Origin of the sequence: Candidatus Poriferisodalis sp., from assembly GCF_965203655.1 — a bacterium.
Lineage (GTDB): Bacteria > Actinomycetota > Acidimicrobiia > Acidimicrobiales > Poriferisodalaceae > Poriferisodalis.
In genome coordinates this window covers 11,256-24,611 of record NZ_CBDBDD010000007.1, presented here as the reverse complement: position 1 = coordinate 24,611, position 13,356 = coordinate 11,256, and the positions used below count along the sequence as shown (strand labels likewise).

11 protein-coding genes and 2 tRNA genes are annotated in these 13,356 nt (G+C 69.0%); 8 read left to right on the top strand and 5 right to left on the bottom strand.

The window, feature by feature from the left end; translation table 11 throughout:
• Positions 1-28 precede the first annotated feature (28 nt).
• The 3 genes from selA to selB all read left to right on the top strand — a co-directional run bounded on the left by selA (position 29) and on the right by selB (position 3,434).
• Entirely contained in the window at positions 29-1,297 is a 1,269-nt protein-coding gene (gene selA / locus ACOGW9_RS08335; protein WP_419910197.1) for an L-seryl-tRNA(Sec) selenium transferase, read from the top strand.
• A 128-nt stretch (positions 1,298-1,425) separates the two neighbouring features.
• Positions 1,426-1,497, top strand: a tRNA-OTHER gene (locus ACOGW9_RS08330).
• A gap of 146 nt (positions 1,498-1,643) precedes the next feature.
• Complete coding sequence (gene selB / locus ACOGW9_RS08325; RefSeq protein ID WP_419910195.1) at positions 1,644-3,434, top strand: selenocysteine-specific translation elongation factor; 1,791 nt, start codon at positions 1,644-1,646, stop codon at positions 3,432-3,434.
• Between the two features lie 78 nt (positions 3,435-3,512).
• Here the strand turns inward: selB and ACOGW9_RS08320 are convergent, their stop codons facing one another.
• The gene (locus ACOGW9_RS08320) at positions 3,513-3,779 is read right to left on the bottom strand and encodes a WhiB family transcriptional regulator (RefSeq protein WP_419910193.1); all 267 of its coding nucleotides are present in this window, start codon (positions 3,777-3,779) and stop codon (positions 3,513-3,515) included.
• 65 nt (positions 3,780-3,844) lie between these two features.
• Positions 3,845-5,275 (bottom strand): NfeD family protein, encoded by a 1,431-nt coding sequence (locus ACOGW9_RS08315; RefSeq protein WP_419910192.1) that lies wholly within the window; start codon positions 5,273-5,275, stop codon positions 3,845-3,847.
• Between the two features lie 129 nt (positions 5,276-5,404).
• Here ACOGW9_RS08315 and ACOGW9_RS08310 point away from each other — a divergent pair, with 129 nt between their 5' ends.
• Entirely contained in the window at positions 5,405-5,791 is a 387-nt protein-coding gene (locus ACOGW9_RS08310) for a response regulator (protein WP_419910190.1), read from the top strand.
• A gap of 121 nt (positions 5,792-5,912) precedes the next feature.
• Here ACOGW9_RS08310 and ACOGW9_RS08305 read toward each other — a convergent pair.
• Positions 5,913-5,986: transfer RNA gene (locus ACOGW9_RS08305), tRNA-Pro, on the bottom strand.
• A 204-nt stretch (positions 5,987-6,190) separates the two neighbouring features.
• Here ACOGW9_RS08305 and ACOGW9_RS08300 point away from each other — a divergent pair.
• Complete coding sequence (locus ACOGW9_RS08300) at positions 6,191-7,195, top strand: NAD(P)-dependent oxidoreductase (RefSeq protein WP_419910188.1); 1,005 nt, start codon at positions 6,191-6,193, stop codon at positions 7,193-7,195.
• 28 nt (positions 7,196-7,223) lie between these two features.
• On the opposite strand, the gene ACOGW9_RS08295 is transcribed toward ACOGW9_RS08300, so the two are convergent.
• Positions 7,224-8,243 (bottom strand): aspartate-semialdehyde dehydrogenase, encoded by a 1,020-nt coding sequence (locus ACOGW9_RS08295; protein ID WP_419910186.1) that lies wholly within the window; start codon positions 8,241-8,243, stop codon positions 7,224-7,226.
• Positions 8,244-8,287: 44 nt separating this feature from the next.
• Positions 8,288-9,514, bottom strand: coding sequence for an aspartate kinase (locus tag ACOGW9_RS08290; protein ID WP_419910184.1), 1,227 nt, complete (start codon positions 9,512-9,514; stop codon positions 8,288-8,290).
• Between the two features lie 177 nt (positions 9,515-9,691).
• On the opposite strand from ACOGW9_RS08290, the gene ACOGW9_RS08285 reads away from it, so the two are divergent.
• From ACOGW9_RS08285 to ACOGW9_RS08275, 3 genes are read left to right on the top strand one after another with little or no spacing between them, the layout of a single operon-like run.
• Positions 9,692-10,612, top strand: coding sequence for a peptidylprolyl isomerase (locus tag ACOGW9_RS08285; RefSeq protein WP_419910182.1), 921 nt, complete (start codon positions 9,692-9,694; stop codon positions 10,610-10,612).
• A 56-nt stretch (positions 10,613-10,668) separates the two neighbouring features.
• Complete coding sequence (aat, locus tag ACOGW9_RS08280) at positions 10,669-11,376, top strand: leucyl/phenylalanyl-tRNA--protein transferase (RefSeq protein WP_419910180.1); 708 nt, start codon at positions 10,669-10,671, stop codon at positions 11,374-11,376.
• A gap of 5 nt (positions 11,377-11,381) precedes the next feature.
• Positions 11,382-13,352 carry a methylmalonyl-CoA mutase family protein gene (locus tag ACOGW9_RS08275; RefSeq protein WP_419910178.1) on the top strand — a complete coding sequence of 657 codons (1,971 nt, stop codon included), beginning with the start codon at positions 11,382-11,384 and terminating at the stop codon, positions 13,350-13,352.
• Positions 13,353-13,356: the final 4 nt, after the last annotated feature.

The window sequence follows — 13,356 nt, the reverse complement described above, 5'->3', positions numbered from 1 at the left end:
GCGAGTCGGGGCGATGAGGCCGCCGTCGGTGAACGATCTGGCGTTGCGGATTGCGGACGTGGGCCTGCCGCACCCGCTGCTGGTCATCGCGGCCCGGACGGCCATCGCCGCCGGCGACCCCGACTCGGCGGTCGACGAAGCGCACCGGCTTCGCCGCAGCCTGCTGGGGCCTGCGGTCAACGCGACCGGCGTCTTGCTGCACACGAATCTCGGCCGCGCTCCGCTCGGGAATCAACACAGTCGATCGCTGTCCAGTTCGGAGGCTGATAGCAGCCCGGTGCGGTTCAGCAACCTGGAGTTCGACTTGGCATCGGGTCGGCGCGGCTCGCGTACGACGCACGCGTCACTGCTGCTGGCAACGCTGACGGGGGCCGAGGCGGCGCTCGTGGTCAACAACTGCGCTGCCGCAGTGACGCTCGTGCTGGCGGCCCTGGCCCGTGACCGCGGCGTGACCGTGTCGCGCGGCGAGCTCGTGGAGATCGGCGGCGGCTTCCGGGTGCCCGAGGTGATGGAGCAGTCAGGCGCACGGCTCGTGGAGGTGGGCACCACCAACCGCACCCGTGCCGCCGACTACCAAGCCGCCGCCGAGCGGGACGACGTGGCACTGCTGCTGAAGGTGCACCCGTCCAACTACCGCATCACCGGCTTCACCGAGGAAGCCGACGTGGCGGACCTCGCGGAGATCGGGCCGCCGGTGGTGTCCGACCTGGGCTCGGGCCTGCTGGATGAACGCTGCGATTGGCTGGGGCAGCGCCCCGACTGGCTGGCCGGTGAGCCGGGTGCCCGCCAGACACTGGCAGCGGGCGCGGCGCTGGTGACGTTCTCGGGCGACAAGCTCATGGGCGGGCCTCAGGCCGGGATCATCTGCGGCCGGGCCGACCTGATCGCAGCCTGCGCGGCGCACCCGCTGATGCGGGCCTTCCGGCCCGGATCGCTGGTGCTGGACGCGCTGCAATCGGTGGCACTGGCCTACCTGCGCCGCGATGCTGACGCGATCCCGTTCTGGCGCATGGCCCGGGTGCCGGTCGAGGAGCTGGCCCAGCGAGCCGAGGCGCTCGGCGTGGGCCGACCGTCGCAAACGACGGCACTGGCCGGTGCCGGGTCGCTGCCCGGCCAGGAGATCCCGTCAGCCGGCATCGAGCTCGACGGCGACTACGCGGCTGCGCTGCGAGCGTTCGATCCGCCGGTGATCGCTCGTGTCAACGAGCAGACCACCGTGCTCGACCTGCGCACGGTTGACCCCGCCGACGACACCGTCGTGGCGGCTGCCGTCCGCCACGCGCTCAGCCAGCAGTAGAGCCCTACGGCTTCTGACCCGCAGGCTGCATCGACGCGCGCCTGCGTGAGATCAGACATTCACAGAAGTTGCTGGCGTTCTGTCTGCCAGCATGACGAGAGCCGCACCCCGAAGAGTGCGGCTCTCGTGGGGCTACCGCTGGTGCGGCGAGCCGACCTGAAACCTGGCCTCGGACGGTTCGATTCCGTCTAGCTCCACCAGCGACCTTACGGCCGCACCGGCAGGATACACAAGTCGATTTTGCTGCCGAGGTGACGGTCGGGCGGTTCGACACCCAGAGGCTGAGCCGGATGGCGAAGCCGTGGCCCGAGCGGCCCGTGAGCGCAGCGAACAAGAGCGGGAAGTAATGGCGGCGCGACGAACAGGCGCCGGTCCGCGCACGCTCGTCGTCCGGGCGGGGCAAGCTGGCGGCGTGCACATCGTCGGCACCGCAGGTCACGTGGACCACGGCAAGTCGACGCTGGTGCGCGCCCTCACCGGCACCGACCCTGACCGGCTGGCCGAGGAGAAGGAGCGCGGGCTCACCATCGACCTCGGCTTCGCGTTCTGCACGCTGCCGTCGGGCCGGCAGGTCAGCTTCGTGGACGTGCCCGGGCACATCCGCTTCGTGAAGAACATGCTGGCCGGCGTGGGAGCGGTGGACGCCTCCCTGTTCGTGGTGGCAGCGCCGGAAGGCTGGAAACCGCAGTCGGCCGAGCACCTGGCGATCCTGGAACTGCTCGGCATCTCCCACGGCGTCGTGGTGCTCAGCCAGATCGGCTTGGTCGACGACGAACTCGCCGAACTGGCCCGTCTCGACATCGCCGACCACGTCGAGGGCACGTTCCTGGCTGACGCACCGGTGGTCGCAACAGATGCCATCGACGGCACCGGGCTGGACGAGCTGCGCGGCGCGCTCGACGACCTGTGCGCTGCCACGCCCACCGCAGCCGACCGCGACCGGCCCCGCCTGTGGATCGACCGGTCATTCGCCGCGACCGGGGCGGGGCGGATCGTGACCGGCACGCTCGCGGGCGGCAGCATCTCGGCCGGCGACGCGCTGCGCACGGCGCCCGGCGGCCGGGCGGCGCGGGTGCGGGCGATCCAGACCCAGAGCACGGCCGTTGAGCGCATCGGTCCGGGACATCGTGTCGCGCTCAATCTCACCGGCGTCGACGCCGACGACCTGGGACGCGGCATCGCGCTCGTGCGATCCGACCAGTGGCATCACACCCGCAGCGTGGATGTGGAGCTGACCGTGCTCGACAGCCTCGGCAGCGATGTGACCCGGCGGGGCGCCTACGCCCTGTACCTCGGGTCGGGCGAATGGCCGGTGCGTCTGCGCGTGCTCGGTCCTGAGCGCATCGCCCCCGGCGAGACCGGATACGCCCGGCTGCACCTGCCGGTCGCGCTGCCGCTCGTGCTGGGAGACCGCTTCGTGCTGCGGGACTTCGGCCGGGGCCAAACCATCGGCGGCGGCACCGTGCTCGACCCCGATCCGCAGCTGCGAGCCTCGGTCGCCAAGCCAGACGCCCGTCCCGAACGCATGCTCGCCGAGCGCGGCTGGGCGAAGACGACACAGCTCGAGCGCCTCACCGGGCAGCGCTTCGAGCCCGTCTTGGGCGACTGGGTTGCACCGCCCGAACTCGTGGACGCCTTGCTCGACGAGCTGCGAGAACAGGTCGCAGGCGCCGGACCGCTGGGGTTGGACATGGCCGGGCTGGACGAACGCCAGCGACTGGCGATCGAGACGCTGGACGGGATCGCGGTCGATGCCGGTCGTGCCCGGCAGGCCGATGCTGCTGATGTCCTGGCCGACCATCCCGTCATCGCAGCGCTCGCAGCGTCTCCGTTCTCGCCGCCTGAGCCGAGCGGTGTCACCCAGCAAGAACTGCTGGCGCTGGCCCGCCGGGGAGACTTGATTCACGCAGACGGCATCTGGTTCGCCGCTGCGGCAGTCGAGGGCGCAGCGGAGCAGATTGCGGCACTGCTGGCCGGTCAGCCTGACGGCGTCACCGTGGCAGAGATCCGCGAAGCACTCGGCACGACCCGCAAGTACGCGCTGCCGCTGGTGGGCTACCTGGACCGGACGGGCGTGACGCGCCGGCGGGGGGACCTGCGCATCGCCGGGCCGCGAATGCCCCAGGCATCTGAATAAACGATTGTTGAGCGGGAGAGCGCCGCGTGCAGCCGTGAACTGGTCGGTGTGCCGCGCCCGTCGGGACGCGGGGTGTTGCTAGATGCCGTTGGTGCGCAGGAGCAGCATGTTGCGGCGCTCGATCTCGTTGCGACCGCCCCAGATGCCGTGGGCCTCACCGACGTCCAGCGCATGTTCCAGACAGTCGGTCACCACCGAGCACTGGCCGCAGATGGACTTGGCCCGAGCCTCGCGCTCAGCCTTTTCATCGCGCCGCTCGGTGCGGGGTGGCGGGAAGAAAACCGCCGCCTGAGGTCCTCGACAAGCTGCCTTGTCCTGCCACTCATCGACCAGCAAAGCGCTCATATGTCCCCCTTGTCGGGGGGGACACTAGAGGACAGAAAAGCGCTTGACAAGAGTTAAACGAAATCTCATTCGGTTTCGGAAACCGTCGATTCACCCCGTTTTCGGCGCATCTCTCGATAGTCCACTGCGGCTCCCTCGAGCGGCTCCACCTCGAGCACGACCCCGCTCAACCCGCTGACACGCAGCGGTTCCCCCGCCTCCAGCGGAGTCAGCCGGTTGACCCGGGCACGCCACCGGGCGCCGTGCACCTCGACCGTGCCATCGGGATCGATATCAGTCACCGCCGTTCCGTCGGCTCCGATCATCCACTCGCGGCCGACGGTGGCGGTGCCGTAGCGGGTCCGCACCAGCGCCGGCATGCCTGACAGCACAAACACTCCCACCCCGACAAGACCGACGAGCAGCGGGATCCAGCTCATCGAGTGCTGGCCGAACAGCCCCAACGAGCCGACCAGCGCCAAGACGCCCCCGACGGCCGTCCAGAAGCGCGGCACGCCCGCCTGGATGTCGATGGCAAACGCCACAAACGCCACGACGACCAGCACCAGCGCCCACGGGCGGATGTCGAGCGTCCCGAGGCCAAACGCCGCCAGGAGCCCGCACACCGCCCCGACCGCCGCCGCGACGCCGATGCCGCCCGTGTAGAAGTCGAGCAGCAGCATCGACAGCGCTGCGAGCAGCAGCAGGTAGGTGATCGCCGGGCTCGCAGCCGTGTGGAACAGGCCGTCGATCAGCGGCAAGCTCACAAACGACACGACGACGTCGGGAGCCGGAGCGCGCCGCACCACACCGTCGTCGCCGGTGACCTCCTGCGTGATCGGCGGCAGGTAACCGTCGTCAGACAGGGCGAAGATGAACTCGCCGATCGTGGGCGCCGTGCTGTGTGTCAAACCCGCGCCCATCGCGACATCCGCACTGAAGTAGCGGACGCTCGGACCCGAGTGCAGGCCGTCGTCGTCGTGACGATGCACCTTTTCCGAAGTGAACGGAGAACCATGAGCATGAGTGAGACCCTGCACCGCGGTGAAGTCGCCAATGCGGCCGCCCGGCGCGATCGCCGCGAAGTCGGCCGTGGTGACGAGGTGAGCTGCGCCGCCGAGCGCTTGCGCACCGCTCGGGCCGACCCAGACCCCCACCGGCACGTGCGCGAGCCGCACGTTGTCGAGCAGATTCACGAGCGCTTCGTCGTCGAGCGTGGTGCCTGCGCTGTCCATGTGCAGCACCACACCGATGGCGTGCCGTCCCTCGGCGATGGTGATCTGCCGCCGGATGTACGACGACATGATCGGATCGATGAGCCCGTTGACCTCCACCACCACGATCAGGCGGGGAGAGCCGTCGCCGGCGGGCGCGGGAGTCTCGGTCTCGCCGTCGTGGGCGCCCGGTTCGTCGTGAGCCGACGCAGGCCCCGCAACGAGGCCTCCAAAGGCCACCAGCAGCAGCACTCCTGCTGCGAGACGCGCAAGCGGCCGGCGGCGAGTCCGTCGTACGTGCACCCAATCTCCCTGAGAAGTGATCGGCCCGAACTCTAGGAGCGTCCCCGAGCGGTGCGGTTCCGGCCCGATGCGAGTGCCGGCACGACGTCAGTGGCAGATGGGCTGGCTCGCGCCATTACCCTGCGGCCCGTGACCGAGGTGTTGCTGGCCACAGACGCCGACTGGGTGGTCGAAGAGGTGGCGGCTGCGCTCGCCAGCGGCGATGTCACGTTCCGGGTCGTTCGCTCCGGGCACGACGTCCGGCCGGCGGTGCAATCCAGCACCCCGGACCTGGTGATCCTGGACTTCCAGATCGGCAACATGGGCGGGATGGCCACCTGCTTGGACCTGCGGCTGGAATCCGGCATGGGCCGGCTGCCGCGGGTGCCCGTGCTGATGCTGGTCGACCGGGAGGCAGACGAGTTCCTGGCCCGGCGCTCAGAGGCCGATGCCTGGCTGGTCAAGCCGCTGAACCCGCTGCTGCTTCGTCGCACGGCGCACGAGCTGCTGCACCGCGACACGGCGACAACCAACTAGCCCAGCGACGAGCGAGGGGCGAAACCCTTCGTACTTTTCTGTTGTTGCGAGCGTGGGGCGAAGCCCTTCGAGCATTTCTATTGTCGCGAGCACGGCGAAGCTTCGTGCTCGCAAAATACAGTCGGGCAGGCGGGATTTGAACCCACGACCTCTTCGTCCCGAACGAAGCGCGCTACCAACCTGCGCCACTGCCCGTTTGCGATCGGGTGGCTGATCGCTCCGGCTGAAGCTACCGGTCCCGCGCCGCGCTGCGCTACTGACGTCTAGTGCGAGCTCGAAGGGCTTCGCCCCTCGCTCGCAACAACAGAGAGCGCAGGCTCCGCCTGCGCTCTCGACAACGGGTGGCGCAGAGTCTCGGTGCGTACGCGCTCTGGGTAGCGGGCGGCGGATACTTGCGTTATGGCTGAGGTACCTCCCGGGTCGGCTACCGCGCAGCGCGTGGGGTTTGTTGGGCTTGGCAATGTGGGCGGCAAGCTGGCGGGGTCTTTGTTGCGCAACGGGGTCGAGCTTGTGGTGCGCGATCTGGACCCTGAGGCGATGGCGCCGTTTCTGGATGCGGGGGCTTCGACGGCTGCCTCGGGCGCGGAGCTGGCCGAACGCTGTGACGTGGTGATCACTTGCCTGCCCTCCCCTGCTGCTTCTGCGGTTGTGCTCGAAGCCGACCACGGCGTGCTGGCCGGTTTCGCCGCGAGCAAGGCGCCGGCCCCGAAGATCTGGGCCGAGATGAGCACCACCGATCATCACGAGGTGCGCCGGCTCGGCGCCCAGGTGGAGGCTGCCGGCGGGGCCGCCATCGACTGCCCGGTATCGGGCGGCTGCCACAGGGCTGCCACCGGCAACATCGCCATCTTCGCCGGGGGCGACCGCTCGACCTTCGACGCCATGCTGCCGCTGCTCACCACGATGGGACGGCGGATCCTGCACACCGGCCCGCTCGGCTCCGCGTCGATCCTCAAGGTCGTGACCAACTACCTAGCCACCGCGAACCTCGTCTCGCTGTGCGAGGCGCTGGTCACCTCCGACGCCGCCGGCATGGACCTGGCAACCGCGTACGAGGCCATCCGCATCAGCTCGGGCAACTCGTTCGTGCACGAGACCGAGAGCCAGGTCATCCTGAACGGCTCGCGCGACATCAACTTCACCATGGACCTCGTCTGCAAGGACATCGGCCTGTTCGCGGACATCGCCGCGGAGCACGGCATCCCGCTCGAGCTGTCGCCCGTACTGGTGGACGTCTTCGCCGACGGCGCCGCTCGCTACGGCGAGCGGGAATGGTCGCCGAACATCATCCGGCGCCTCGAGGACGCCACCGGCCGGACGATCACAGCACCGGGCTTCCCGGCCGAGATCGTCGACGACGAACCCGAAGTGCCGGGCGCCGAAGTGGTGGTGCGCGGCAGCTAGCCGGCCGAGAGAACCTCGGCACTGTGTCTCAGGTCGCCGAGAGCACCTCGGCGATCTGAACAGCGTTGAGCGCTGCGCCCTTGCGGAGGTTGTCGCCCACCACGAACAGCGCCAAGCCGTGCTCGACCGTGAGGTCGCGGCGGATGCGGCCCACATAGGACGGGTCGCGTCCTGCCGCTTCGAGCGGCGTCGGCACGTCGGCCAGCTCGACGCCTGGCGCTTCCGCCAGCAGCTCGGTGGCCCGCTCGGGGGAGATCGGCCGCTCGAAGCGCAGGTTCAGCGCCAGCGAATGCCCCGTGAACACCGGCACGCGCACGCACGTGCCCGAGACCTCCAAGCCGGGAATGCCGAGGATCTTGCGGCTCTCGAAGCGGAGCTTCTGCTCCTCGTCGGTCTCGCCGGTGCCGTCGTCGACGAAGCCGCCCGCCTGTGCCAGCACGTTGTGCGCGATCGGACCTGGAAACTTGTCGGGCGCGGGATGGCTGACAGCTTCGCCGTCGTAGGTGAGCGCAGCAGCACCCTCCCTCGTTGCCGACAGCGCCTGGTCCAGCTCGTCCACACCTGCCAGGCCAGCGCCGGACACCGCCTGGTAGGTGGCCGCCACCATCGAGACCAAGCCGGCCTCGGCGTGCAGTGGCGCCAGCACGGGCATCGCCGCCATCGTCGTGCAGTTGGGATTGGCGATGATCCCCTTCGGCGCGTTGAACACCTCCTTGGCATTCACTTCGGGCACCACGAGCGGAACATCGGGGTCCATGCGCCAGGCAGACGAATTGTCGATGACCGTCGGGCCTTGCGAGGCGACACGCTCGGAGATGGCCCGCGAGGTGGTCTTGCCTGCGGAGAAGAGGGCGATATCGAGACCGGCGAAGTCGGCTTCGGCGGCATCCTCGACGGTGATTTCGGATCCGTTCCAGCCGATCTTGCGGCCGGCTGAGCGGGCCGATGCGAACAAGCGCAGCTCGTCGATGGGGAGAGCCCGCTCGGCCAAAATGGCTCGCATGACGCCGCCTACTTGGCCGGTGGCTCCTACGATTCCTACTCGCATGGGGTTGAGGCTACCTAGCGGCCCTGAGCGGGCTTCTGTGGTTTTCAGTCCAAGCCGAAGGCTGTGTGCAGGGCGACGGTGGCTCGGTCTACGTCGGCTTCGGCTACTACGCAGGAGATGCGGATCGGCGAGGTGGAGATCATCTCGATGTTGATGTTCTGAGCCGCCAGCGTTTCGAACATGGTGGCGGCCACACCGGGATGGCTTGCCATGCCGGCGCCGACCAGCGACACCCTCGCGATGTCAACGTCGGTGTTGGCCGACGAGAAGCCCACGGTGTGCACCATCCCCTCGCAGATGGCCCGCACCTCGTCCGCGCTCTCGGCGGGCACCGTGAACGAGATATCGGTGCGGTCGTGATCACCCACGTTCTGCACGATCATGTCGACGACCACCGCAGCGTCCGCCAGGGTGCGGAACACCTTGGCGGCGATCCCCGGCTCGTCCCGCACACCCACCAGCGTCACCTTGGCCTGCGATGCGTCCGGCACGACGCCGGTCACGATCGGCTGCTCCATCTCTCTCGCATCCATGCCTGACTCCGGGTCGACGACCCACGTTCCTGGTTCCCACGTGAATGCCGAGCGCACGTGCAGGGGAACGCCGTACGTGCGGGCAACCTCGACCGAGCGGGCGGCCGGCTTGGGGCAGCCCATAGCGGTCATCTCGAGCAGCTCGTCAAAGCCGATGCACGCCAGCTTGCGGGCACGGGTGCACACCCGGGGATCCGTCGTGAAGACCCCCGAGACATCGGTGTAGAGCTCGCAGGCGTCGGCGCCGAGGCCGTGTGCGAGGGCCACCGCGGTGGTATCCGAACCGCCACGGCCCAAGAACGTCACGTCGTTGTCGGTGGACACACCCTGCGCACCGGCGACCACGGCGACACGTCCAGCCTCCAGCGACTCGATCACACGCTTCGGGGTCACCGAGAGGATCTTGGCGTTCCGGTGGTTGGTGTCGGTCAGGAAACCTGCCTGGCTGCCGGTGAACGAGTCGGCCGTGACGCCCACATCGTGCAGGGCCATGCACATCAATGCAATCGCCTTGCGCTCACCAGCCGTGATGAGCATGTCCATCTCGCGGCCCGACGGCTCATCGGTGATCTGATCGGCGAGTCCGATGAGCTCGTCCGTCTCCGAGCCCATGGCGCTGACGACGAGGACGATCTCATCGCCGCGGCTGCGGCAGTGCTTGACGTGATCGGCGACCTCGCGCATGCGCGCGGCACTGGCGACCGATGTTCCGCCGAACTTCTGCACGACCAAGGGCACGTCGGGCGATGGTACCGGGGTGCCGCGACGCCTCGTTCGGGATTTTCCGGCCATGACAACACGGTCAGTCGATTCCCGCTGCCGATGCGCCCAACCAGGCCGAGGGGTGAGCCTCGGTAGTGTGACCGTCGGCAGGATTCACCACCAGCCCCCTCAGCTACACGGAGAGCGCCGCTCATGGGCAGCGAGAAGAGACAGCGCCAGCGCGAGAACCGGATGCGGGCGATTGCCGAAGCCGAACGCGTCAAGAAGCGCTCCACCACGGGGCGCAAGGTGTTCCGGGTGGTGCTCGTCGTGGCTGCAGTGCTGATTGCGCTGTGGCTGTGGAGCACGTTCAGCGGCGGTGACGACGAAGGCAGCGACGACGCCACCGTGGCCACCGAGGCACCCCCGGTCACCGCGTTCGAGACCGACGAGCCGAGCGATGAGACGCCTCCGGCTACCGACGCCGCGGCCGAACCTGCGGCCGACGACAGCCCCGTTGACACCGCTGCGCCGGATCCGACCGCCTGTCCCGCTGCTGATGGCAGCGACGGCCCGCGCAATCAATTCGACCAGCCGCCCCCGATCTGCATCGATGCCGACACGATGTACGCGGCCGTGTTCGACACGAACATGGGCGCCTTCACGATGGTGCTCGACCCCACGCTCGACCTCGACAGCGTCAACAACTTCGTGGTGCTGGCCCGCTGGGGGGCCTTCGACGGCACGCTCTTCCACCGGATCATCTCCGACTTCGTGATCCAGGGCGGCGATGTGCAGATCGACTTCGGCAGGGGCGGCCCCGGCTACCAGTTCACCGGCGCATTCCCGCCCGAAGAGTGGTACCGGGTCGGCTCCGTTGCCATGGCCAACCGGGGGAACCCCGCGACCAACGGCTCGCAGTTCTTCGTGATCACCGGCCCCGACGGTGCCGGGCTGCCGCCGCTGTACTCGCCGCTCGGCCAAGTCGTCGAGGGCATGGACATCGTCATGGAGATCGAAGGCGTCGAGACCGGAGCGGGCGACGTGCCGGTCCAGGATGTCGTGGTGAAGAGCGTGACGGTCACCGAGGCCTCCCTGGCGCAGGTCAACGCGTACAGCGATGCGCGCGGCTGAGCAGCGCCCTGCGGCGCATCCAACGGTCCGCCCGCAACAGGCGTAGGCTCGCGCCGATGCAGCGCCAGTCAGAAGACGGCCCGACGGAGCCGCCTGCGTCGGGATGGTCCTTCCCGCCGGCATCGACGGCGGACGAGAACGGACTGGTGGGCGCCGGCGCCGATCTCGAAGCTGGCACGCTGCTCGGCGCCTACCGGACGGGGCTGTTCCCGATGCCGCTGGGCGAGAGCATCGGCTGGTGGTCGCCGGACCCGCGCGGCATCCTGCCGCTCAGCTACCTCCGCGTCAGCCGTTCGCTGCGGCGGGCGTGCCGACGTTTCGACATCCGCATCGACACCTCCTTCGAACAGGTGCTGGAGTCGTGCGCAGATCCCGCCCGGCCCCATGGCTGGATCAGCGACGACATGCACAGCGCCTACCTGTCCCTGCACGAACTGGGATGGGCCCACAGCGTGGAGGCCTGGCTCGACGACGAACTCGTCGGCGGTCTCTACGGTGTGGCGGTAGGCGCCTTCTTCGCCGGCGAGTCGATGTTCCACACCGAGAGCGACGCCTCCAAGGTGGCGCTGGTCGCCCTCGTCGATGCGCTCAAAGTGACCGGCGGAGCACTGCTGGACGTGCAGTGGACGACCCCGCACCTGGCCGGGTTGGGTGCCGTGGAGGTCGAGCGGGCGGCATACCTGGAACTGCTGGCCGAGGCCATCACGCGGCCGCTGCCCGAAATCTGGCTGCGCCCGATGGTCTTCCGCATGCTCGAGGGCTGACGCCCATGACAGCATCCGATGCGCCACAGCGCACGCGGCCATGGCTGATGCGCACGTACTCGGGGCACTCCACGGCCCGGGCATCCAACGAGCTGTACCGGTCGATGCTGGCCAAAGGCCAGACAGGGCTGTCGGTGGCCTTCGACCTGCCGACACAGACCGGTTACGACCCCGGTCATCCGATGGCGCGCGGCGAAGTCGGCAAGGTCGGCGTGCCCGTAGTGCACCTGGGCCACATGGCCCAGCTCATGGAGGGCATCCCGCCCGATGCCATGAACACCTCCATGACCATCAATGCCACCGCGCCGTGGCTGCTGAGCCTGTACATCGCCAACGCGCAGAACACCGGGGTGGCGGCCGAGGCGCTGCGGGGCACCACCCAGAACGACATCGTGAAGGAGTACCTGAGCCGGGGCACGTTCATCTTCCCGCCCGAAGCCAGCCGTCGGCTCACCGTCGATGTCGTGGCGTACTGCGCGGCCCATGTCCCGCAGTGGAATCCGATCAACGTGTGCAGCTACCACCTGCAGGAAGCCGGCGCCACGCCCACCCAGGAGATCGCCTACGCGCTGGCCACCGCGATCGACGTGCTCGACGCGGTGCGCGACAGCGGCAAGGTGCCCGCCGAGCGCTTCGACGCCACGGTGGGCAGCATCTCGTTCTTCGTGAACGGCGGCATCCGCTTCATCGAAGAGGTCTGCAAGGTGCGGGCCTTCACCCAGATGTGGGACCAGATCTGCGCTGAGCGCTACGGCGTGGCCGACCCCAAGCTGCGGCGGTTCCGCTACGGCGTGCAGGTGAACTCGCTCGGGCTCACCGAGGCGCAGCCCGAGAACAACGTGGCCCGGATCACGCTGGAAGCCTTGGGCGTGACGCTGTCGCAGCGGGCGCGGACCCGCTCGTTGCAGTTGCCTGCCTGGAATGAGGCACTGGGGCTGCCGCGGCCCTGGGACCAGCAGTGGTCGCTGCGCATCCAACAAGTGCTGGCGCACGAGACCGACCTGCTGGAGTACGGCGACATCTTCGACGGTTCGGTCGTGGTCGAGGGTCGCACCGCCGAGCTGGTCGACGCTGCGCAGGCTGAGCTGGACGACGTGCTCGCCATGGGGGGCGCGTTCGCCGCGATCACCGAGCTGAAGCGGCGACTGGTGGCGAGCCACACCGAGCGGGTGCGCCAGATCGAGGCCAGCGAGCTGACCGTGGTGGGGGTGAACGAGTTCACCGAGACGGCTCCGTCGCCGCTGGAGGGCGACGAGTCGATCCTGCGGGTGGATCCCGAGACCGAAGCCGAGCTGGTTGCCGACCTCGAACGCTGGCGGGGCGCCCGCGACTCGAACCGGGTCGTCGCAGCCCTGGACGACCTGCGGGTGGCCGCTTCAGGCGATGTGAACATCATGGGGCCGAGCATCGAGGCCGCCCATGCCGGGGTGACGACCGGCGAGTGGGCGCAGGCATTGCGCGAGGTGTTCGGCGAGTTCCGTGCACCGACCGGCTTGGGCGGCGTCGGCGGGGCGTCGAGAGGGACGGCACTGGCGACCGTGGCCCAGCGGTGCGCGGCGATGGAGGGCGGACCGCCCCGGGTGCTGGTTGCCAAGCCAGGCCTGGACGGCCATTCCAACGGTGCCGAGCAGGTGGCGGTCGCGGCTCGCGATGCCGGCATGGAAGTCGTGTACGAAGGCATCCGGCTGACGCCGCGTCACATCGCCGCTACCGCACGCGACGAGGACGTCGACGTGATCGGCCTGTCGATCCTGTCGGGCAGTCACCTGGAGCTGGTGCCCGAGGTGCTGGCGTGCCTCGACGCCGAGGGCGTGAGCGCACCGGTGGTCGTCGGCGGCATCATCCCGCCCGCGGACCATCAGGCACTGCGCGACGCGGGGGTGGCCGCGGTCTACACCCCGAAGGACTTCGAGCTGGCCGCGATCATGGCCGACATCGCCGGCCTGGCCGAGCAGTCGCGCACCGGCACCGGCTGAACAG

Bases quoted from the DNA above. Each gene is read 5' to 3' on its own strand.
- ACOGW9_RS08285 (WP_419910182.1), top strand. From the start codon at position 9,692: ATGGGCAGCGAGAAGAGACAGCGCCAGCGCGAGAACCGGATGCGGGCG.
- ACOGW9_RS08275 (WP_419910178.1), top strand. From the start codon at position 11,382: ATGACAGCATCCGATGCGCCACAGCGCACGCGGCCATGGCTGATGCGC.
- ACOGW9_RS08300 (WP_419910188.1), top strand. From the start codon at position 6,191: ATGGCTGAGGTACCTCCCGGGTCGGCTACCGCGCAGCGCGTGGGGTTT.
- selB (WP_419910195.1), top strand. From the start codon at position 1,644: ATGGCGGCGCGACGAACAGGCGCCGGTCCGCGCACGCTCGTCGTCCGG.
- aat (WP_419910180.1), top strand. From the start codon at position 10,669: ATGCAGCGCCAGTCAGAAGACGGCCCGACGGAGCCGCCTGCGTCGGGA.
- ACOGW9_RS08320 (WP_419910193.1), bottom strand. From the start codon at position 3,779: ATGAGCGCTTTGCTGGTCGATGAGTGGCAGGACAAGGCAGCTTGTCGA.
- ACOGW9_RS08295 (WP_419910186.1), bottom strand. From the start codon at position 8,243: ATGCGAGTAGGAATCGTAGGAGCCACCGGCCAAGTAGGCGGCGTCATG.